This is a genomic window from Paracoccus sp. S3-43, from assembly GCF_029027965.1.
In the GTDB taxonomy this organism is placed as follows: domain Bacteria; phylum Pseudomonadota; class Alphaproteobacteria; order Rhodobacterales; family Rhodobacteraceae; genus Paracoccus.
Map to the genome: position 1 here is coordinate 2,113,486 of NZ_CP119082.1, position 17,034 is coordinate 2,130,519.

General features: G+C 66.7%; 22 protein-coding genes. 10 read left to right on the forward strand and 12 right to left on the reverse strand.

The features are described from left to right. The first annotated feature begins 4 nt into the window (after nt 1–4). Genes PXD02_RS11050 through glyS form a run of 3 tightly spaced genes read left to right on the forward strand, consistent with a single transcriptional unit; the run spans nt 5 to nt 3,695 of the window. Nucleotides 5–922 (forward strand): glycine--tRNA ligase subunit alpha, encoded by a 918-nt coding sequence (locus tag PXD02_RS11050; RefSeq protein WP_275103927.1) that lies wholly within the window; start codon nt 5–7, stop codon nt 920–922. Beyond that, nucleotides 919–1,383: a DUF6446 family protein gene (locus PXD02_RS11055; protein WP_275103928.1), complete on the forward strand. Its 465-nt coding sequence runs from the start codon at nt 919–921 to the stop codon at nt 1,381–1,383. Before PXD02_RS11050 ends, PXD02_RS11055 begins: the two co-directional genes overlap by 4 nt. Next, on the forward strand, nt 1,383–3,695 hold the full coding sequence (glyS, locus tag PXD02_RS11060; protein WP_275103929.1) for a glycine--tRNA ligase subunit beta: 2,313 nt from the start codon (nt 1,383–1,385) through the stop codon (nt 3,693–3,695). The genes PXD02_RS11055 and glyS overlap by 1 nt, the downstream gene beginning before the upstream one ends. Before the next feature lie 83 nt (nt 3,696–3,778). On the opposite strand, the gene PXD02_RS11065 is transcribed toward glyS, so the two are convergent. The 12 genes from PXD02_RS11065 to PXD02_RS11120 form a co-directional block, all read right to left on the reverse strand. Further along, a complete protein-coding gene (locus PXD02_RS11065) occupies nt 3,779–4,558 on the reverse strand; it encodes a succinate dehydrogenase iron-sulfur subunit (protein WP_275103930.1) in 780 nt (259 codons plus the stop codon). Between the two features lie 12 nt (nt 4,559–4,570). Next, a complete protein-coding gene (locus PXD02_RS11070) occupies nt 4,571–4,861 on the reverse strand; it encodes a hypothetical protein (protein ID WP_275103931.1) in 291 nt (96 codons plus the stop codon). 1 nt (nt 4,862) lies between these two features. Then, entirely contained in the window at nt 4,863–5,159 is a 297-nt protein-coding gene (locus PXD02_RS11075; protein WP_275103932.1) for a hypothetical protein, read from the reverse strand. A 25-nt stretch (nt 5,160–5,184) separates the two neighbouring features. Then, nucleotides 5,185–5,550 carry a hypothetical protein gene (locus PXD02_RS11080; RefSeq protein ID WP_275103933.1) on the reverse strand — a complete coding sequence of 122 codons (366 nt, stop codon included), beginning with the start codon at nt 5,548–5,550 and terminating at the stop codon, nt 5,185–5,187. Beyond that, on the reverse strand, nt 5,550–7,352 hold the full coding sequence (sdhA, locus tag PXD02_RS11085) for a succinate dehydrogenase flavoprotein subunit (RefSeq protein ID WP_275103934.1): 1,803 nt from the start codon (nt 7,350–7,352) through the stop codon (nt 5,550–5,552). The genes PXD02_RS11080 and sdhA overlap by 1 nt, the downstream gene beginning before the upstream one ends. 7 nt (nt 7,353–7,359) lie before the next feature. Then, entirely contained in the window at nt 7,360–7,746 is a 387-nt protein-coding gene (locus PXD02_RS11090) for a succinate dehydrogenase, hydrophobic membrane anchor protein (protein ID WP_275103935.1), read from the reverse strand. Between the two features lie 12 nt (nt 7,747–7,758). Then, nucleotides 7,759–8,151 (reverse strand): succinate dehydrogenase, cytochrome b556 subunit, encoded by a 393-nt coding sequence (sdhC, locus tag PXD02_RS11095; RefSeq protein ID WP_275103936.1) that lies wholly within the window; start codon nt 8,149–8,151, stop codon nt 7,759–7,761. 209 nt (nt 8,152–8,360) lie between these two features. Continuing rightward, nucleotides 8,361–9,395 carry a MaoC family dehydratase gene (locus PXD02_RS11100; RefSeq protein WP_275103937.1) on the reverse strand — a complete coding sequence of 345 codons (1,035 nt, stop codon included), beginning with the start codon at nt 9,393–9,395 and terminating at the stop codon, nt 8,361–8,363. After that, nucleotides 9,392–9,598: a DUF1737 domain-containing protein gene (locus PXD02_RS11105; protein WP_275103938.1), complete on the reverse strand. Its 207-nt coding sequence runs from the start codon at nt 9,596–9,598 to the stop codon at nt 9,392–9,394. Before PXD02_RS11105 ends, PXD02_RS11100 begins: the two co-directional genes overlap by 4 nt. Before the next feature lies 1 nt (nt 9,599). Further along, nucleotides 9,600–10,148 carry an NnrU family protein gene (locus PXD02_RS11110; RefSeq protein ID WP_275103939.1) on the reverse strand — a complete coding sequence of 183 codons (549 nt, stop codon included), beginning with the start codon at nt 10,146–10,148 and terminating at the stop codon, nt 9,600–9,602. A gap of 41 nt (nt 10,149–10,189) precedes the next feature. After that, nucleotides 10,190–11,032, reverse strand: coding sequence for an HpcH/HpaI aldolase/citrate lyase family protein (locus PXD02_RS11115; RefSeq protein ID WP_275103940.1), 843 nt, complete (start codon nt 11,030–11,032; stop codon nt 10,190–10,192). Nucleotides 11,033–11,113: 81 nt separating this feature from the next. Continuing rightward, nucleotides 11,114–11,860: a sulfite exporter TauE/SafE family protein gene (locus PXD02_RS11120; protein WP_473092017.1), complete on the reverse strand. Its 747-nt coding sequence runs from the start codon at nt 11,858–11,860 to the stop codon at nt 11,114–11,116. Nucleotides 11,861–12,016: 156 nt separating this feature from the next. On the opposite strand from PXD02_RS11120, the gene mdh reads away from it, so the two are divergent. From mdh to PXD02_RS11155, 7 genes are all read left to right on the forward strand, one after another. After that, on the forward strand, nt 12,017–12,979 hold the full coding sequence (mdh, locus tag PXD02_RS11125) for a malate dehydrogenase (protein WP_275103941.1): 963 nt from the start codon (nt 12,017–12,019) through the stop codon (nt 12,977–12,979). A gap of 116 nt (nt 12,980–13,095) precedes the next feature. Further along, complete coding sequence (locus tag PXD02_RS11130) at nt 13,096–13,431, forward strand: hypothetical protein (RefSeq protein WP_275103942.1); 336 nt, start codon at nt 13,096–13,098, stop codon at nt 13,429–13,431. Between the two features lie 171 nt (nt 13,432–13,602). After that, nucleotides 13,603–14,796, forward strand: coding sequence for an ADP-forming succinate--CoA ligase subunit beta (gene sucC, locus PXD02_RS11135; protein ID WP_275103943.1), 1,194 nt, complete (start codon nt 13,603–13,605; stop codon nt 14,794–14,796). A 6-nt stretch (nt 14,797–14,802) separates the two neighbouring features. Then, nucleotides 14,803–15,687: a succinate--CoA ligase subunit alpha gene (gene sucD / locus PXD02_RS11140; RefSeq protein WP_275103944.1), complete on the forward strand. Its 885-nt coding sequence runs from the start codon at nt 14,803–14,805 to the stop codon at nt 15,685–15,687. Nucleotides 15,688–15,757: 70 nt separating this feature from the next. After that, entirely contained in the window at nt 15,758–16,108 is a 351-nt protein-coding gene (locus PXD02_RS11145) for a hypothetical protein (protein ID WP_275103945.1), read from the forward strand. A 65-nt stretch (nt 16,109–16,173) separates the two neighbouring features. Then, the gene (locus PXD02_RS11150) at nt 16,174–16,569 is read left to right on the forward strand and encodes a hypothetical protein (protein ID WP_275103946.1); all 396 of its coding nucleotides are present in this window, start codon (nt 16,174–16,176) and stop codon (nt 16,567–16,569) included. Nucleotides 16,570–16,576: 7 nt separating this feature from the next. Beyond that, nucleotides 16,577–17,029, forward strand: a complete 453-nt coding sequence (locus tag PXD02_RS11155; protein ID WP_275103947.1) for a hypothetical protein — start codon at nt 16,577–16,579, stop codon at nt 17,027–17,029. Nucleotides 17,030–17,034: the final 5 nt, after the last annotated feature.

Genomic DNA, 17,034 nt, shown 5'->3' on the forward strand with positions numbered 1-17,034 from the left:
CCCGATGACCAGCCCCAACCGACCCCGCAGCTTTCAGGAGATCATCCTGCGCCTGCAAACCTATTGGGCCGAACAGGGCTGCGCGATCCTGCAACCCTATGACATGGAGGTCGGCGCGGGCACCTTTCACCCGGCCACCACGCTGCGCAGCCTGGGCGGGCGGTCCTGGGCGGCGGCCTATGTCCAGCCCTCGCGCCGCCCCACGGATGGGCGCTATGGCGAGAACCCGAACCGGCTTCAGCACTATTACCAATATCAGGTCATCATCAAGCCAAGCCCCGCGACCCTTCAGGATCTGTATCTGGGCAGCCTGCGCGCCATCGGGCTGGACCCGCTGGTCCATGACGTGCGCTTCGTCGAGGACGACTGGGAATCCCCCACGCTGGGCGCCTGGGGCCTGGGATGGGAGGTCTGGTGCGACGGCATGGAGGTCAGCCAGTTCACCTATTTCCAGCAGGTCGGCGGCCATGACTGCCGCCCCGTCTCGGGCGAGCTGACCTATGGGCTGGAGCGGCTGGCCATGTATGTGCTGGGGGTCGAGCATGTGATGGACATGCCCTTCAACGATCCCGGCGCGGCCCACCCGCTGACCTATGGCGATGTCTTCCGCCAGACCGAGCAGGAATATTCCCGCTGGAACTTCGAGGTGGCCGATACCGAGATGCTGTTCCAGCATTTCAAGGACGCCGAGGCCGAATGCGCCCGGATCCTCGCCGCCGATCCGGTGGACAGCGCGGGGCGGACCATTCCCATGGCGCACCCGGCCTATGACCAGGCGATCAAGGCCAGCCATATCTTCAACCTGCTGGACGCGCGCGGGGTGATCTCGGTCACGGAACGGCAGGCCTATATCGGCCGGGTCCGCGCCCTGGCGAAAGCCTGCGCCGACCTGTTCGTGACGACCGACGCGGCCACCGCATGAACGGCAGGATCGTCGGCATCGGGCTGCTGGCCGTTGCGGTGATCGCGGGCGGCGGCATGTGGTATTTGCAGGAATATCATTTCTACGACCGCCTTCCCGCCGCCGACACAATGACCGTGCAGACCGCCAGCGGCCCGGCCACGCTGCCGGTGACGGATTTCCAGGGCATCGACGGCAACAGCTCTCCGCTGAAATGGCGGGCCTGCGCGGTGCTGGCCGAACAGCCCGCCGACCCGCTGCCCTTCGCTGGCGCGACGCCGACCGGCGCGCCCGGCTGGTTCGACTGCTTCGACTATGGCCAGGTGACGCGCGACCTCGAGTCCGGCGCCGCCCAGGCCGTGCTGTCCCAGCCCGAGATCCGCCCCGATGTGGACCGCGTGCTGGCGATCTATCCCGACGGCCGCGTCTATGGCTGGCACCAATATAACGACAAGACCCCGGAACGCGGAGTGATGGACTGATGCCCGACCTGCTGATCGAACTGTTCTCCGAGGAAATCCCCGCCCGGATGCAGGCCCGCGCCCGCGAGGATCTGAGGAAGCTGGTGACGGACGGGCTGGTGAATGCCGGGCTGACCTATGCATCCGCCGGGGCGTTTTCCACGCCGCGCCGCCTGACCCTGACGGTCGAGGGGCTGACGCCTCACAGCCCCACGACCCGAGAGGAACGCAAAGGCCCCCGCACCGATGCGCCGGACGCCGCGCTGGAAGGCTTCCTGCGCTCCACCGGCCTGACCCGCGATCAGTTGCAGGCCCGCGACGACAAGAAGGGCCAGGTCTGGTTCGCAGTTCTGGAACGCCCCGGCCGCCCCGCCGCCGAGATCGTGGCCGAGGTTCTGGAGGCCACCATCCGCACCTTCCCCTGGCCCAAGTCGATGCGGTGGGGCGCGGGTTCGCTGCGATGGGTGCGCCCGCTGCATTCGATCCTCTGCCTGCTCTCCGACGAATCCGGCGCCAGCGTGGTCCCCCTGACCGTCGAGGGCATCGCCGCCGGCAACACCACGCGCGGTCACCGCTTCCTGTCCCCCGACGCCTTCACCGTCACGGGCTTCGACGACTATGCCGCGAAGCTGCGCCGCGCCCATGTCATCCTGGACAGCGCCGAACGCGAGGCCGCCATCCGCCAGCAGGCCGAAAACCTCGCCTTCGCGCGCGGCTGGCAGATCGTCCCCGACGACGCCCTGCTGTCCGAGACAGCAGACCTGGTCGAATGGCCCGTCCCCCTGATGGGCGTGATCGAGGACCGCTTCCTGGACCTGCCGCCCGAGGTGCTGCAAACCTCGATGAAGGAACACCAGAAGTTCTTCTCGGCCCGGAACCCCAGGACCGGCCGGATCGAGGGTTTCGTCACCGTCGCCAATATCGAGACTCCGGACGACGGCGCGACGATCCTGGCCGGCAATCAGCGGGTGCTGGCGGCGCGGCTGTCGGACGCCGCGTTCTTCTGGGAAAACGACCTGCGCGAGGCGAAGGCGGGGATGCAGGCCTGGGCCGAGGGCCTGAAGTCGGTGACGTTCCATAACAAGCTGGGAACGCAGGCAGATCGGATCGAGCGCATTGCCGCGCTGGCGCGAGAGATCGCTCCCTTGGTGGGTGCGGACGCTGACCAAGCCGAACAGGCCGCGAAGCTGGCCAAGCTGGACCTGCGCAGCGCCATGGTCGGCGAGTTCCCCGAATTGCAGGGCACCATGGGCCGGTATTACGCGCTTGCGGCAAGCCATCCCGAGGCCGTGGCCGACGCCGCCCGCGATCATTACTCGCCGCTTGGGCCTTCCGATGCGGTGCCAACTGCGCCGCTTTCAGTAGCGGTGGCTTTGGCTGACAAGATCGACACGCTGACCGGCTTTTGGGCGATTGAGGAGAAGCCTACTGGATCGAAAGATCCCTTCGCGCTGCGGCGGGCGGCATTAGGGGTTGTTCGGTTGCTCCAAGCAAATTCTGTACGCTTATCGCTTTCACTAGTGGCTGAAACAGCGGTTAAGCGCGCAGTGCGCTCTGCGCTTTTCAATGGTTCGGTTGGCGTAAAATCTCCGATAAAAACGACGGGTTCAGATGGAGTGCCCGTCGACGATGAAAAGTATTTTATTTTACCTGCGGCTATTCGTCTAGGCGATATAGTTCTCGCAAGTAAAGCAAGCGATGCAGAGGTCGAAGCTGCTATCAATGCTGGTAACTTTTATTTCTGCAATGGACGCGAGGTCGAGGAATACAAAAATCAAGCACAGGTCCAGCCCTACCTAGATATAGCTAACGACCTCCTCTCCTTCCTCCACGACCGCCTCAAGGTCCATCTCCGCGACCAGGGCATCCGCCACGACATCATCGACGCCGTGCTGGCCCAGCCCGGCAACGACGACCTCGTGCTGGTCGTCAACCGCGCCACCGCGCTGAACGCCATGCTGCAAACCGATGACGGCCGGAACCTGACCCAGGGCCTCAAGCGCGCCGGGAACATCCTGACCCAGGCCGAGGAAAAGGACGGCGTCGAATACAGCTTCGGCGCCGACCCGAAGTTCGCCGAAACCGACGAGGAACGCGCCCTTTTCGCCGCGCTCGACACCGCCGAACCGGCCATCAAGGCCGCCATCGCGGCCGAGGACTTCCCCGCCGCCATGACCGCCATCGCCGCCCTGCGCACCCCCATCGACGCCTTCTTCGACACCGTGCAGGTCAATACCGACAACCAGATCGTCCGCCGCAACCGCCTGAACCTGCTGCACCGCATCCGCGCCGCAGGCCAGCAGATCGCCGACTTCACCAAGGTGGAGGGATAAGCGAAGGGCCGAGGGAAACCCCCCGGCCCTTTCACCTTGCATAAATATCCCGCGGGGGTCCGGGGGCGCGAAGCCCCCGGCTTTCACACCATCCGATCAACCATCATGTGCTTGATGGACGCGATCGCCTTGGCCGGGTTCAGCCCCTTGGGGCAGGTATTGGTGCAGTTCATGATCGTGTGGCAGCGATACAGCTTGAAGGGATCCTCCAGCTCGTCCAGCCGCTCGCCAGTCGCCTCGTCGCGCGAGTCGATGATCCAGCGATAGGCGTGCAGCAGCGCCGCCGGGCCCAGATAGCGGTCGCCGTTCCACCAGTAGGACGGGCAGGCGGTCGAACAGGACGCGCATAGGATGCACTCGTACAGCCCGTCCAGCTTCTTGCGGTCCTCGATCGACTGCTTCCATTCCTTGCCGGGCGTCGGGGACTTGGTGATCAGATAGGGATTCACGCTGGCGTGCTGGGCATAGAAATGCGTCAGGTCCGGGACCAGATCCTTGACCACCGGCATATGCGGCAGCGGATAGATCGACACATCGCCCTTCACCTCGTCGATGCCATAGATGCAGGCCAGGTGGTTGCCGCCGTCGATGGTCATCGCGCAGGATCCGCAGATCCCCTCGCGGCAGGACCGGCGGAAGGAGAGCGTCGGGTCGATCTCGTTCTTGATCTTGATCAGCGCGTCCAGGACCATCGGCCCGCATTTGTCCAGGTCGACGAAATAGGTGTCCAGCCGGGGGTTTTCCCCGGTATCGGGATCCCAGCGATAGATGCGGAAGGTGCGGACATTGGTCGCGCCCTCGGGCTTGGGCCAGGTCTTGCCGACCCGGATCTGGCTGTTCTTGGGCAGGGTGAACTGGACCATTGGGTGCTCCTCTCAGGAAGTGCCTTGCGGCACATCCGCCGCGAAAAGATGTTCGGCGCGGGCGACCGGATCGACGATCCGCCCGTGCGCGTGGGGGTTCAGCGCAAGGCCGTTCAGCCTGCGCAACTGGCGGCCCGTGCGGACCGGCGATCCTTCGTCGGGCGAGCGCACGGCACGGACATCGGCCAGCCCCTCGGCATGGCGGCGCGGGTGCCGCTGGATCGCGGTGCCGCCGGTCTTCCGAACGCCCAGATGGACGATCGGGCGCCCCGCCCCCTGCCCTGTCCGACCTGCGCCCGCCATCTCAGCCCGTCCAGCCCGGCTGTTCGGCCAGCGGACGGCGCGGCATCTGCCCCGACCGGCGCTGCACGCAGCGGTCATAGACCTGCGAGGGATTGCGTCCCGCCAGATAGTCGCCCGACAGATCGACCGAGACGCTGCCGAAGCCGCGCGTCCCGCCGCCGAAGCCGGTGCCGACGCCCAGGGCCACATTGGTGCGCGGGCGGACGGCCAGTTCGGCGTCGCGCAGGCAGGTCAGTTCGGCCTGCTCGACCGGGACCGGGCCGCAGGCGGCCATGGTTCCGACCAGCAACAGGGCCATATGTCCCGCCCCCGCGCGCATCACATCACGCCGTGCGCGCCGCAGCGGCGATGCACTGCGTCGTCGCCGGACGCGAGACGATGGCCGCCACGCTGTCCGCCGTTCCAGTGACGCCCGCGCGGGACGCCTGGGCGATGTCGATCAGTTCCGCCGTGGTGGCGTTGTTGACGACGCAATCGGTATAGGGCGCGACATTGGCGCCGGGCAGGCGCTTTTCCATCTCGGCGTTGATCACCGTGCGGGCCACCTGGCGCGAGGCCGCGTCCAGCACCGTGGGCGTGGTGATCACGCTGGGGGCGGGGGTGACGGTGGTCGCGGGCGGAACGGGGGCCACGCAGCCCGCCAGAGCGGCGGCGGCAAGACCCAGGGCGGCAAAAGTCTGGAAGCGCATCAGTAAACCCTCTTCTTGGGAGCAATCTTCTTCAGGTCGATCCCGCCTTCCTGTTCCGTGGTCAGGGGGTCCAGATGGACGGGGCGGTAATCCAGTTTAACCGCGTTTCCATCCACCCATGCAAGCGAGTGCTTGCGCCAGGTGGCGTCGTCCCGCTCGGGCCAGTCCTCATGCGCATGGGCGCCCCGGCTTTCCTTCCTCGCCTCGGCCGCGACGATCGTCGCCAGGGCGTTGGGCATCAGGTTGGTCAGCTCCAGCGTTTCCATCAGGTCGGTGTTCCAGATGAGCCCCCGGTCCGTGACCTTGAGGTCGTCCAGCTTGGCGGCGATGGCCGCCATCTTCTCGGCGCCCTCGGCCAGGGTCTTGTCGGTGCGGAACACCGCCGCGTCCGCCTGCATGGTGCGCTGCATCTGCAACCGCAGATCGGCGGTGGGTGTGCCGCCGTTGGCGTGGCGCAGCGCGTCGAAGCGGGCCAGCGCCTTGTCCACCTGGGCCTGATTGGTGGCAGGGACATGGCTTTCGCGGTCGATCACCTGGCCCGCGCGGATCGCGGCGGCGCGGCCGAAGACCACCAGGTCGATCAGGCTGTTCGATCCCAGCCGGTTCGCGCCATGGACGGACGCGCAGCCCGCCTCGCCCACGGCCATCAGGCCGGGGAAGATCGCATCCGGGTTGTCGGCGGTGGGATTCAGCACCTCGCCCCAATAGTTCGTGGGAATGCCGCCCATGTTGTAATGGACCGTCGGCAGGATCGGGATCGGCTGCTTGGTCACATCGACGCCCGCGAAGATCTTGGCCGATTCACTGATGCCGGGCAGGCGCTCGGCCAGAGCCTCGGGCGGCAGGTGCATCAGGTTCAGATACATGTGGTCCTTGTCGGGACCGACGCCGCGGCCCTCGCGGATCTCGATGGTGATGCAGCGCGACACCACGTCGCGGGACGCCAGATCCTTGTAGGTCGGGGCATAGCGTTCCATGAAACGCTCGCCTTCGCTGTTGGTCAGGTATCCGCCCTCGCCCCGCGCGCCTTCGGTGATCAGGCAGCCGGATCCATAGATGCCGGTCGGGTGGAACTGCACGAATTCCATGTCCTGCAAGGGCAGGCCCGCGCGCGCCACCATGCCGCCGCCGTCGCCGGTGCAGGTATGGGCCGAGGTCGCGCTGAAATAGGCGCGGCCATAGCCCCCGGTCGCCAGCACCACCATCTTGGCGTTGAAGACATGGATGGTGCCGTCGTCCAGCTTCCAGCAGACGACGCCGGTGCAGGCGCCGTCGGTGATGATCAGGTCCAGCGCGAAATATTCAATGAAGAACTCCGCGTTGTTCTTCAGCGACTGCCCGTAAAGCGTGTGCAGGATCGCGTGGCCGGTGCGGTCGGCCGCCGCGCAGGTGCGCTGCACCGGGGGGCCTTCGCCGAATTCAGTGGTGTGGCCGCCGAAGGGCCGCTGATAGATCTTGCCTTCCTCGGTCCGGGAAAACGGCACGCCGTAATGTTCCAGCTCGTAGACGGCCTTCGGCGCCTCGCGCGCGAGGTATTCCATCGCGTCGGTGTCGCCCAGCCAGTCCGACCCCTTGACGGTGTCATACATGTGCCATTGCCAGTTGTCCGGCCCCATGTTCGACAGCGACGCGGCGATACCGCCCTGCGCCGCGACGGTGTGGGACCGGGTCGGAAAGACCTTGGTCACGCAGGCGGTGCGCAGCCCCTGTTCGGCCATGCCCAGCGTGGCGCGCAGGCCCGCGCCACCGGCCCCCACCACGACCACGTCGTAGTCATGCGTATGAATGTCGTAAGCAGCCATGATGTCCTCAGATCGCGATGGTGACCAGCGTCATCTTGGCCAGCGCAAAGACCGCCGCCGCGATGACCGCCCAGGAAAAGACCACCGAAACGATGATCGCCACCTTGCGCGCCGTGTGTTGGAAATAATCGTCGATCATGATCCGAGTGCCCTTGATGAAGTGCACCATGCCCACGACGATGAACAGCGCCGTCACCAGCGCCGGATAGGGACGGCCGAAATAGGCCACCAGTTCGAGATGCGGCAGGCCGATCGCGCGGCCAATGACCAGCATGAAGGCCGGGACCAGCACGACCAAGGCGCAGGATGTGACGGTCAGAAACCAGTGGTCCTGGGTGCCGGTATGGGCGGATCCCAGACCTGCGGCCGCCTTGCGGGGGGTGATATAGCGCATGGTTCCCCTACCTCACACGAAGAAGAACAGGATCAGCGACAGCAGCGTCAGCACCACCGATCCGATGATGATGGCCCAGCTTGCCCGCTCGGCCTCCTCGATCCGCAGCAGCTGGCCCGAATCGTAGAACAGGTGCCGGATGCCGGCCAAGGTGTGGAACCACAGCGCCCAGGCCGACCCGGTCAGGACGATGAAGCCGATCCAGGACCGCACCACCCAGTCGGCGGCGGCGAAGGCGCGCGGGCCGCTGACGGCGGCCACCAGCCACCAGACCAGCAGCAGGATGCCCGCGACAAGCGCATGGCCCGTGATCCGCGTCAGGATCGAGGTGATCGCCGCCATCGGCAGTCGATAGACCTGGAGATGGGGGGAAAGCGGCCGGTTGCCCCGGTTCACATCGGCCATGTGCGGCGCTCCTTCAAACGGTTGGCTCGACCCGTCGCAGGCACGGCTGGCCTCGCGGGCTGGCGATTGGCGCGTGTTCTGTCGGCATTTGTGACATCTGTCACCGCCAGATGCCAGAGCAGACGCCTAATTTCCTTGCTTTGCGGGCTTTGTGATCACGACCCGGCACGCTGTGATCACAACCGCTGCTGCGGATGCGAAATGTTGCGCTAGAGCGGAATCAAGGCCCAGTAATCCAGATCCAGCAGCACATCGGGCAGATAGCGGCCCTCGCCATCCTTCAGCGGAAAGGCCGCGCTGTCGCCCTTGGTCGCAACCAGCCGCAGCCGGATCGCGCCGACGCCCGGCGCGTCGGTTTCGGCCTTGTCCAGCATCTCGGACCAGGCGCGCACGGTATCGCCCGCAAAGCAGGGGTTGGCATGGGTGCCCGCGTTCAGCGCGACGATCATCTGCGCATTGGCAAGCCCGTTGAAGGACAGCGCGCGGGCCATGCTGATGACATGGCCGCCATAGATCAGCCGCCTGCCATCCTCGCGGTTGGTGGCGTCGAAATGCACCTTGGCGGTGTTCTGCCACAACCGGGTCGCCAGCATATGCTCGGCCTCTTCGATGGTGACGCCGTCCACATGGTCGATCTTCTCGCCGATCTGGTAATCGCCCCAGCGATGCGGCTCGCCCGCAAGCCCGAAGTCGTAATCGCTGAAATCCAGCCCCTCGGGGATCGCCAGATCGTCGGGGGCGACCACCGGGGCCAGGTCGGGCACCACGGTTTCCGGCGCGGGGGCGTCCGCGTCGCGCTTGCGGACCATCACCCAGCGGACGTAATCCAGCACCGGCTCGTCCATCTGGTTCAGGCCCTGCGTGCGCACCCAGACCACGCCGGACCTGCCGTTCGAGTTCTGCTTCAGCCCGATCACCTGCGATTCCGACCGCAGCGTGTCGCCGGGCCAGACCGGCGCCAGCCAGCGGCCCTGCGCATAGCCCAGGTTCGCCACCGCGTTCAGGCTGACATCCGGCACCGTCTTGCCGAAGACCACATGGAAGGCCAGCAGGTCGTCCATCGGGCTGCCGTCAAGCCCGCAATCCGCCGCGAATTCGTCGCTGGAATAGAGCGCGTGCCGCGCGGGATAGAGCGCGTGATACAGCGCCCGTTCCCCCTCGGCCACGGTGCGGGGGACGGCGTGTCGGATCACCTGGCCCATCCGGTAATCCTCGAAGAAACGGCCCTGATCGGTCTTGGTCATTGTTGCCCCAGCTTCATGTCGGGATGATAGTCGGCCTTGATCTGCTTGGTGATCGCCTGGCCCATGCGCATCACGCCCTTGACCGGATCCCAGGCCATGGTCGGGCTGCCATGCAGCGACCAGCCCTTCGACAGCGCGTCGCTGACGCGGTGGCAGAAGCGCGAGGTGTCGTCCTCGGTGATGCAGCGATAGAGGGTGGTCACGTCAGCCTCCGAATGGCCAGGGTCCGACCCAGCCGTGGATCAGCCCCACGACCAGCATGACAAGGGCAGCGCCCACGGCCGCCATGATCTCCTTGCGGGCGGGGAACGGCCCGGTCCGCCGTTTCCAGGCGCCCGCGCGGTTCAGGATGACGATTTCCACAAGCGCCCAGATCAGCAGCCCGCCGAACAGCACCAGCGAGGGCAGGTCGCCGTTCACCAGCAGATGCGCGATGGCCCAGAGCGAGAACGCCGTCAGTTGCGGATGGTGGATCCAGGCGGTGACGCGGGTCTTCATCCCGTCGGCGGCGTAGAGATAGAAGGCCAGCAGCACCAGCAGGTTGTTGATGCCAACCGTGGCGGGCGACGGTCCCCACCAGACCGGCCCCTCGGCCCGCTTGTAGCCGATCACCATCAGCACGACCGACAGGATCAGCAGCAGCGCGATCAGACCCTTGCCCTTGTCGCCCATCGCTGCGCGGCGTTCCGGGGCCGCGCGCTTGAACAGATGCGCCGCCCACCATAGGGCCACGCCACAAATCAGCAGAACCATCTGGCTTTCCTTTGCTGGATGTCATCGGCGCCACCCTGCCCTTAACCTGCCATGGCCGCAATCGCCTTGGCCCTGTCCAGGGTGCGGCGGGCGGTCTCGACATGCAGGTTCTCGACGATCTTGCCATCGACGACGGCGACGCCCCTGCCCTCGGCCGCCGCCGCCTCGAACGCCTCGATCTGGCGGCGGGCCAAGTCGATCTCGGCCTCGGTGGGGGCGAAGGCGTCGTTGGCGATGGCAAGCTGGGCCGGGTGGATCAGCGTCTTGCCGTCAAAGCCCATGTCGCGGCCCTGCTCGCATTCGGCGCGCAGCCCGTCGTCGTCCTTGAAGGCATTGAACACCCCGTCCACGATCACCTTGCCATGCGCCTTGGCCGCCAGCAGGCACAGGCCCAGCCCCGGCTGCATCGGCAGCCGGTCGGGGCGAAAGCGGCTGTTCAGTTCCTTCGCCAGGTCGTTGGTGCCCATCACCATCCCCTCCAACCCTGGATGGGCGGCGATCTGGGCGGCGCTCAGCATCCCCTGCGGCGTCTCCATCATCGCCCACAGCGGCAGGCCGGGGATCAGCGCGGCCACGCGGTCCAGGTCGGCCGCGCTGTCCACCTTGGGGATCAGCACCGCATCCGCCGGAAGGGTCGCGCAGAAGCGCGCGTCATCCTCGCCCCATTCGGTCGCCAGCGCGTTGATCCGCACGATCCGCGCGCGCGGGCCATAATCGTTCGCCAGCGCCGCCGCCAGCGCATCCCGCGCGGCGACCTTTTCGCCGGGGGCCACCGCATCCTCAAGGTCGAAGATGATCGCGTCGGCGGGCAGCCCCTGGGCCTTTTCCATCGCCCGCGCATTGGCGGCGGGAATATACAGAACCGAACGATAGGGACGCGCCATGGAAACCTCTTCGCAACAATCTTGCGCGACGCTGCCCTGCGCCGCCAGATTTGGCAAGCGCAAACTTGCTGCGCTGCGGCGTCAGGCCAGCGCCTGCCAGATCAGCCGCAGCGACACCGCCAGCAGCCCCCAGGTGATCAGCTTGTAGAACAGCGCCTGCGGGATGATGCGGACCAGCCGCAGCCCGGCCCAGACCGCCGCCAGCGACACCGGGGTCAGGATCGCCGCCGCCTTCAGGTTGGCGGCAGACAGCTGGCCCAGCGCGGCATAGGGAATCAGCTTGACCCAGTTGCAGATCGCGAAGAACCAGGTGGTCGTCCCGGCATAGATCAGCGCGGGCAGGCGCAGCGGCTGGACATAGACCTGCCAGGGCGGCGCGCCCGCATGGCTGACAAAGCTGGTATAGCCCGACAGCAGCCCCCACAGCGTGCCCCGCCCGGCCGAGGGCGCGCGCCGCTGATCGGGCAAGGGCGGCCGGATCAGCGCGTTCAGCGCAAAGACCACGCCCACCGCGCCGACGATGAAGGTCACGCCCTCGACCGGCACCACATGCGCCCCGGCCCAGCCGATGCCGATCCCGGCCAGCGCGCCGGGGATCGCCGTCGCCAGCACCCGCATGTCGAAGTGATGGCGAAAGGCCAGCAGCCCGCCGATGTCGGACACAACATAGACCGGCAGCATCAGCCCCGCCGCCTGCACCGGCGACATGACCAGCGACAGGATCGGGACCGAGATCATGCCGACCATCGCCAGCCCGCCCTTGGCAAGGCCCACCGCCACAGCGGCAATCACCGCCAGCACCCAGCCCCAGACCGTCAAATCCAGCATTCGCGCCCCCTTGCCTGCGCCAGCCATGCGTTCCATCGCGGCGATTGGCAAGTATCAGCGCCAACAGTGCCGCGCCGCCGTGGCGAAGGCTTGCGATTCCTGTTGCGACCCCGTAACCACCCCGGCAACCATCATCCCTGTAATCGGAGGTTATCCATGGCCCGACCCAAAATCGCACTGATCGGTGCGGGGCAGATCGGCGGAACGCTGGCGCATCTGGTGGCGCTGAAGGAACTGGGCGATGTCGTCCTGTTCGACATCGCCGAGGGCACGCCGCAGGGCAAGGCCCTGGACATCGCGGAATCCGGCCCGTCCGAGGGTTTCGACGCCGCGCTGAAAGGCACCAACGATTACGCCGACATCGCGGGCGCCGATGTCTGCATCGTCACCGCCGGCGTGCCGCGCAAACCGGGGATGAGCCGCGACGACCTGCTGGGCATCAACCTCAAGGTCATGAAATCCGTGGGCGAGGGCATTGCCCAGCACGCCCCCGACGCCTTCGTCATCTGCATCACCAACCCGCTGGACGCGATGGTCTGGGCGCTGCGCGAGTTCAGCGGCCTGCCGCATGAGAAGGTCTGCGGCATGGCGGGCGTCCTGGATTCGGCGCGCTTCCGCCATTTCCTGTCGCTGGAATTCGGCGTGTCCATGAAGGACGTGACGGCCTTCGTGCTGGGCGGGCATGGCGACACGATGGTGCCGCTGGTGCGCTATTCGACCGTTGGCGGCATCCCGCTGCCGGATCTGGTCAAGATGGGCTGGACCACCCAGGACAAGCTGGACCAGATCGTCCAGCGCACCCGCGACGGCGGCGCGGAAATCGTCGGCCTGCTCAAGACCGGCAGCGCCTTCTATGCCCCCGCGACCAGCGCGATCGAGATGGCGGAAGCCTATCTCAAGGACCAGAAGCGCGTCCTGCCCTGCGCAGCGCATGTGGACGGCGCCTATGGGCTGAACGGCATCTATGTGGGCGTGCCCACGGTGATCGGCGCGGGCGGCGTGGAAAAGGTGATCGACATCACGCTGGACGGCGACGAACAGGCGATGTTCACCAAATCCGTCGACGCGGTGAAGGGCCTGGTCGAGGCCTGCAAGGGCATCGACAGCGCGCTGGCCTGACCGGCCCCCGCAGGCTTTGCAGGGCGCGTCCGCCGTGGGCGCGCCTTTGCATTTGACGATGTTCATCTTTCCTGTTCCGTCGTAGCATTCCGGCGGTAAGCAAACCGGAGGCGACCATGACCAGACACGTCCTGCCTGCTGCCCTTTTCTCTGCCCTGCTGATCGGCGCCTGCTCTGCGCCGCCGACAAGCCCGCGGCCGACCGACCAGCTGCCCTTCATGGGCAGTTGGGATTGCGGCGTCACCACCATGACCTTTACCCCGACATCCTATATCCCGTCGAACGACGCCGCGCCGATCACGATCCGGGGCTTCTCGACCCAGAACCGCGTGACGACCATGACCCTGGCCGACGGCGCGGTGATCCAGGTGCAATGGAAGAACGACAACCAGATTTCCTGGCAGTCCCAGACCACCGGCGACAGTTTCGACTGCTCTCGCGTGGCGGGCTGAGGCCCCGGCGACTCTGGCCGTCTCGGCCTTTGTGATCACGGCATTTCCAGCCGTGATCACAATCGGCGGGTTCTTGCGGCTTTCCGGCATTTTACGGGAAAATCGTTTCCCGCGCTGATTGCCTTGTGGCATGACCCCGGCAAATCTGTCGAACCGAAAAAGGGGGTCAGGATGAACATCCACGAATACCAGGCCAAGGCGCTGCTGCGTCAATACGGCGCGCCGGTCAGCGACGGCCGGGTCGTGATCAAGGCGGACGAGGCCAAGTCGGCAGCGGGCGAACTGGACGGCCCCCTGTGGGTCGTCAAGGCGCAGATCCACGCGGGCGGGCGCGGCAAGGGCAGCTTCAAGGAAGCCGCCGCCGGTGAAAAAGGCGGCGTGCGCCTGGCGAAATCCGTGGCCGAGGCCGAGGAACTGACCCGCCAGATGCTGGGCCGCACCCTTGTGACCCACCAGACCGGCCCCTCGGGCAAGCAGGTCAACCGCATCTATATCGAGGACGGCAGCGACATCGCGCGCGAACTGTATCTGGCGCTGCTGGTTGATCGCGGGTCGTCGCGCGTCAGCTTCGTCGCCTCGACCGAGGGCGGCATGGATATCGAGGAAGTGGCCGCCCACACGCCCGAGAAGATTGTCAGCTTCAGCGTCGATCCGGCATCCGGCCTGTCCGATTTCCACGGCCGCCGCGTGGCCTTCGCCCTGGGGCTGGAAGGCAGCCAGGTCAAGCAATGCGTGGCCCTGGTCAAGAACCTGTATCGCATGTTCATCGAAAAGGACATGGAGATGCTGGAGATCAACCCGCTGATCGTGACGCCCGAAGGCAACATCAAGTGCCTGGATGCGAAGATGGGCTTCGACAACAACGCGCTGTATCGCCAGCCCGACATCCTGGCCCTGCGCGACGAGACCGAGGAAGACCCCAAGGAACTGGCCGCGTCGAAATTCGACCTGAACTATATCGCGCTCGACGGCGAGATCGGCTGCATGGTGAACGGCGCGGGCCTGGCGATGGCCACGATGGACATCATCAAGCTCTATGGCGCGGAACCGGCGAACTTCCTGGACGTGGGCGGCGGCGCCACCAAGGAGAAGGTAACGGAAGCCTTCAAGATCATCACCTCGGATCCGAACGTCAAAGGCATCCTGGTCAACATCTTCGGCGGCATCATGCGCTGCGACATCATCGCGGAAGGCATCATCGCCGCCGTGAAAGAGGTCGGGCTTCAGGTGCCGTTGGTCGTGCGGCTTGAGGGCACCAATGTCGATCTGGGCAAGCAGATCATCCGCGAGTCCGGGCTGAACGTGATTCCGGCGGACGATCTGTCGGACGCGGCAGAAAAAATCGTGAAAGCGGTGAAGGGATAAGAAAAGATGGCCGTTCTCGTTAACAAAGACACCAAAGTCATCACCCAGGGGATCACCGGATCCCAGGGCACCTTCCACACCGAACAGGCGATCGCCTATGGCACGCAGATGGTCGGCGGCGTGACGCCCGGCAAGGGTGGCACCGAGCATCTGGGCCTGCCGGTCTTCAACTCGGTCCACGAGGCCGTCGCCAAGACCGGCGCCAATGCGACCGCGATCTATGTGCCGCCCCCCTTCGCGGCGGATTCGATCCTGGAAGCCATCGACGCGCAGATCCCGCTGATCGTCTGCATCACCGAAGGCATCCCGGTGCTGGACATGATGAAGGTCAAGCGCGCCCTGCAAGGGTCGCAGTCGCGCCTGATCGGGCCGAACTGCCCCGGCATCATGACGCCCGACGAATGCAAGATCGGCATCATGCCGGGTTCCATCTTCCGCCGCGGCAGCGTCGGCGTGGTCAGCCGTTCCGGGACGCTCACCTATGAGGCGGTCAAGCAGACCTCGGACGTGGGGCTGGGCCAGTCCTCGGCGGTCGGGATCGGCGGCGACCCGATCAAGGGGCTGGAGCATATCGACGTGCTGCGCCTGTTCCTGGACGATCCCGAGACGACCTCGATCATCATGATCGGCGAGATCGGCGGCTCGGCCGAGGAGGAAGCGGCCGAGTTCCTGGCCGAGCAGAAGAAGAAGGGCATCTGGAAGCCGACGGCGGGCTTCATCGCCGGCCGCACCGCGCCTCCGGGCCGGCGCATGGGCCATGCGGGCGCCATCGTCTCGGGCGGCAAGGGCGACGCGGAATCGAAGATCGAGGCGATGAAGCGCGCCGGAATCGTCGTGGCCGACAGCCCGGCGGGCCTGGGCGAGGCGGTGCTGAAGGCCATCAAGGGCTGACGCAACCCAGCCCGCGCCGCGCGCGTTCCCCCGGCAAGAGCAACCGCTCTGTAACAGCAGGAGAATCAAGATGAAGATGCTTTCCGCGACCATCATTGCCTCGACTGTCGTGCTGGGGGCCTGCGCGCCCGAGCCGATCACCCGCGTCGAAACCACCGTCACGACAAGCCCGGTCGATACCGAGGCCCTGGCGACGGCGACCGGCCTGCCCGCCGATGCGGTGCTGGGCGTGACGCGCACGGACAACCAGTATGTCGTCTTCTACCGCGAGGAGGGCGTGACCGCCGAGCAGCTTGCGGACGCGCCGCGCCTGATCTGCGCCAACACCGCCTCGTCCGTGTTCAGCGCCGATCCGGTGGATACGACCGCGCCGCAATTCGGCACGGGCGGCGTGCAGCGCATGACCGTCACCTGTGCGTGACGCGATTTGACAGCCGGTGCCCCCGGCATACCTAAGGGGGCATCGGGACCAACCAGGGGGATGACGTGGACGACCAGCCGCAGCGCGCAGACAGGCTTTCCGCCGGGACCATGGCCCGGACCGGCGGCCGCATCGCGCCCCTGTCGCTGGCGGCCCTGCTGGCTGTGACGGCCTGTGGCCGCGCGCCCACCACCGACATCCTGCCCGGCGGGATTCCCGCCATGACGAACCTGCACCAGGCCAGCACCCTGCCGCCCGAGTCCGTGCGCACCGTCGCGCGGCGGGATTTCGGCTGGCGGCTGATCTATCATCCGGCCCGCGCGCCCCTCCAGGCCGAACAAGGCGCGGCGCACGCGCTGTGCGGGCTGGAACGCCGCGCGGTGGCGCGGATCGAACGGATTCCCCGCGCCGATCCCTATGCCGATCCCGGCGCGGCCATCATCGACGTTTATTGTGCCTGAGGCGGTCATGACCCTTGCGATCTTCTCCAAATCCCTGAACGCCGCCGGGCTGCTGGCAGCCCTGCTGCTGGCCGGTTGCATGCAGGCCGTCCCGGTCGCGGCCCCGCCCCCGGTCGCGGCGGCGCCTGCGGTCCCGACGGTCCCGCCCGTCGCCGTGCCGACCGTGCGCCCTGCCCCGCCGGTCCCTGCCCCGGCGGTCCCCGCGATCCCGGCCGGGCCGGTCGACAGCCGCACCGGCCTGCACCAGGCCGCGCTGATCTCGGTCACCGGGGATGCCGACAGCCGCTTCACCGTGTTGTTCCGCCCGGCCCAGACCGACGCCGGCAGGATCGAGGCCGCGCCCGCGCAACTGTGCCGGGGGGCGGGCCGCGACCTGAAAGACAGCCGCACCAACAAACCGGGCGCGGGCAGCGCGATGCCCGGCGTCCAGATGATGATCGTCACCTGTGCCGCCGCCTGACGCGG

What these genes read in the sequence shown, in the direction of transcription:
- PXD02_RS11050 (WP_275103927.1), top strand. Translation starts at nt 5, where the DNA reads ATGACCAGCCCCAACCGACCCCGCAGCTTTCAGGAGATCATCCTGCGC.
- PXD02_RS11055 (WP_275103928.1), top strand. Translation starts at nt 919, where the DNA reads ATGAACGGCAGGATCGTCGGCATCGGGCTGCTGGCCGTTGCGGTGATC.
- glyS (WP_275103929.1), top strand. Translation starts at nt 1,383, where the DNA reads ATGCCCGACCTGCTGATCGAACTGTTCTCCGAGGAAATCCCCGCCCGG.
- PXD02_RS11065 (WP_275103930.1), bottom strand. Translation starts at nt 4,558, where the DNA reads ATGGTCCAGTTCACCCTGCCCAAGAACAGCCAGATCCGGGTCGGCAAG.
- PXD02_RS11070 (WP_275103931.1), bottom strand. Translation starts at nt 4,861, where the DNA reads ATGGCGGGCGCAGGTCGGACAGGGCAGGGGGCGGGGCGCCCGATCGTC.
- PXD02_RS11075 (WP_275103932.1), bottom strand. Translation starts at nt 5,159, where the DNA reads ATGGCCCTGTTGCTGGTCGGAACCATGGCCGCCTGCGGCCCGGTCCCG.
- PXD02_RS11080 (WP_275103933.1), bottom strand. Translation starts at nt 5,550, where the DNA reads ATGCGCTTCCAGACTTTTGCCGCCCTGGGTCTTGCCGCCGCCGCTCTG.
- sdhA (WP_275103934.1), bottom strand. Translation starts at nt 7,352, where the DNA reads ATGGCTGCTTACGACATTCATACGCATGACTACGACGTGGTCGTGGTG.
- PXD02_RS11090 (WP_275103935.1), bottom strand. Translation starts at nt 7,746, where the DNA reads ATGCGCTATATCACCCCCCGCAAGGCGGCCGCAGGTCTGGGATCCGCC.
- sdhC (WP_275103936.1), bottom strand. Translation starts at nt 8,151, where the DNA reads ATGGCCGATGTGAACCGGGGCAACCGGCCGCTTTCCCCCCATCTCCAG.
- PXD02_RS11100 (WP_275103937.1), bottom strand. Translation starts at nt 9,395, where the DNA reads ATGACCAAGACCGATCAGGGCCGTTTCTTCGAGGATTACCGGATGGGC.
- PXD02_RS11110 (WP_275103939.1), bottom strand. Translation starts at nt 10,148, where the DNA reads ATGGTTCTGCTGATTTGTGGCGTGGCCCTATGGTGGGCGGCGCATCTG.
- PXD02_RS11115 (WP_275103940.1), bottom strand. Translation starts at nt 11,032, where the DNA reads ATGGCGCGTCCCTATCGTTCGGTTCTGTATATTCCCGCCGCCAATGCG.
- PXD02_RS11120 (WP_473092017.1), bottom strand. Translation starts at nt 11,860, where the DNA reads ATGCTGGATTTGACGGTCTGGGGCTGGGTGCTGGCGGTGATTGCCGCT.
- mdh (WP_275103941.1), top strand. Translation starts at nt 12,017, where the DNA reads ATGGCCCGACCCAAAATCGCACTGATCGGTGCGGGGCAGATCGGCGGA.
- PXD02_RS11130 (WP_275103942.1), top strand. Translation starts at nt 13,096, where the DNA reads ATGACCAGACACGTCCTGCCTGCTGCCCTTTTCTCTGCCCTGCTGATC.
- sucC (WP_275103943.1), top strand. Translation starts at nt 13,603, where the DNA reads ATGAACATCCACGAATACCAGGCCAAGGCGCTGCTGCGTCAATACGGC.
- sucD (WP_275103944.1), top strand. Translation starts at nt 14,803, where the DNA reads ATGGCCGTTCTCGTTAACAAAGACACCAAAGTCATCACCCAGGGGATC.
- PXD02_RS11145 (WP_275103945.1), top strand. Translation starts at nt 15,758, where the DNA reads ATGAAGATGCTTTCCGCGACCATCATTGCCTCGACTGTCGTGCTGGGG.
- PXD02_RS11155 (WP_275103947.1), top strand. Translation starts at nt 16,577, where the DNA reads ATGACCCTTGCGATCTTCTCCAAATCCCTGAACGCCGCCGGGCTGCTG.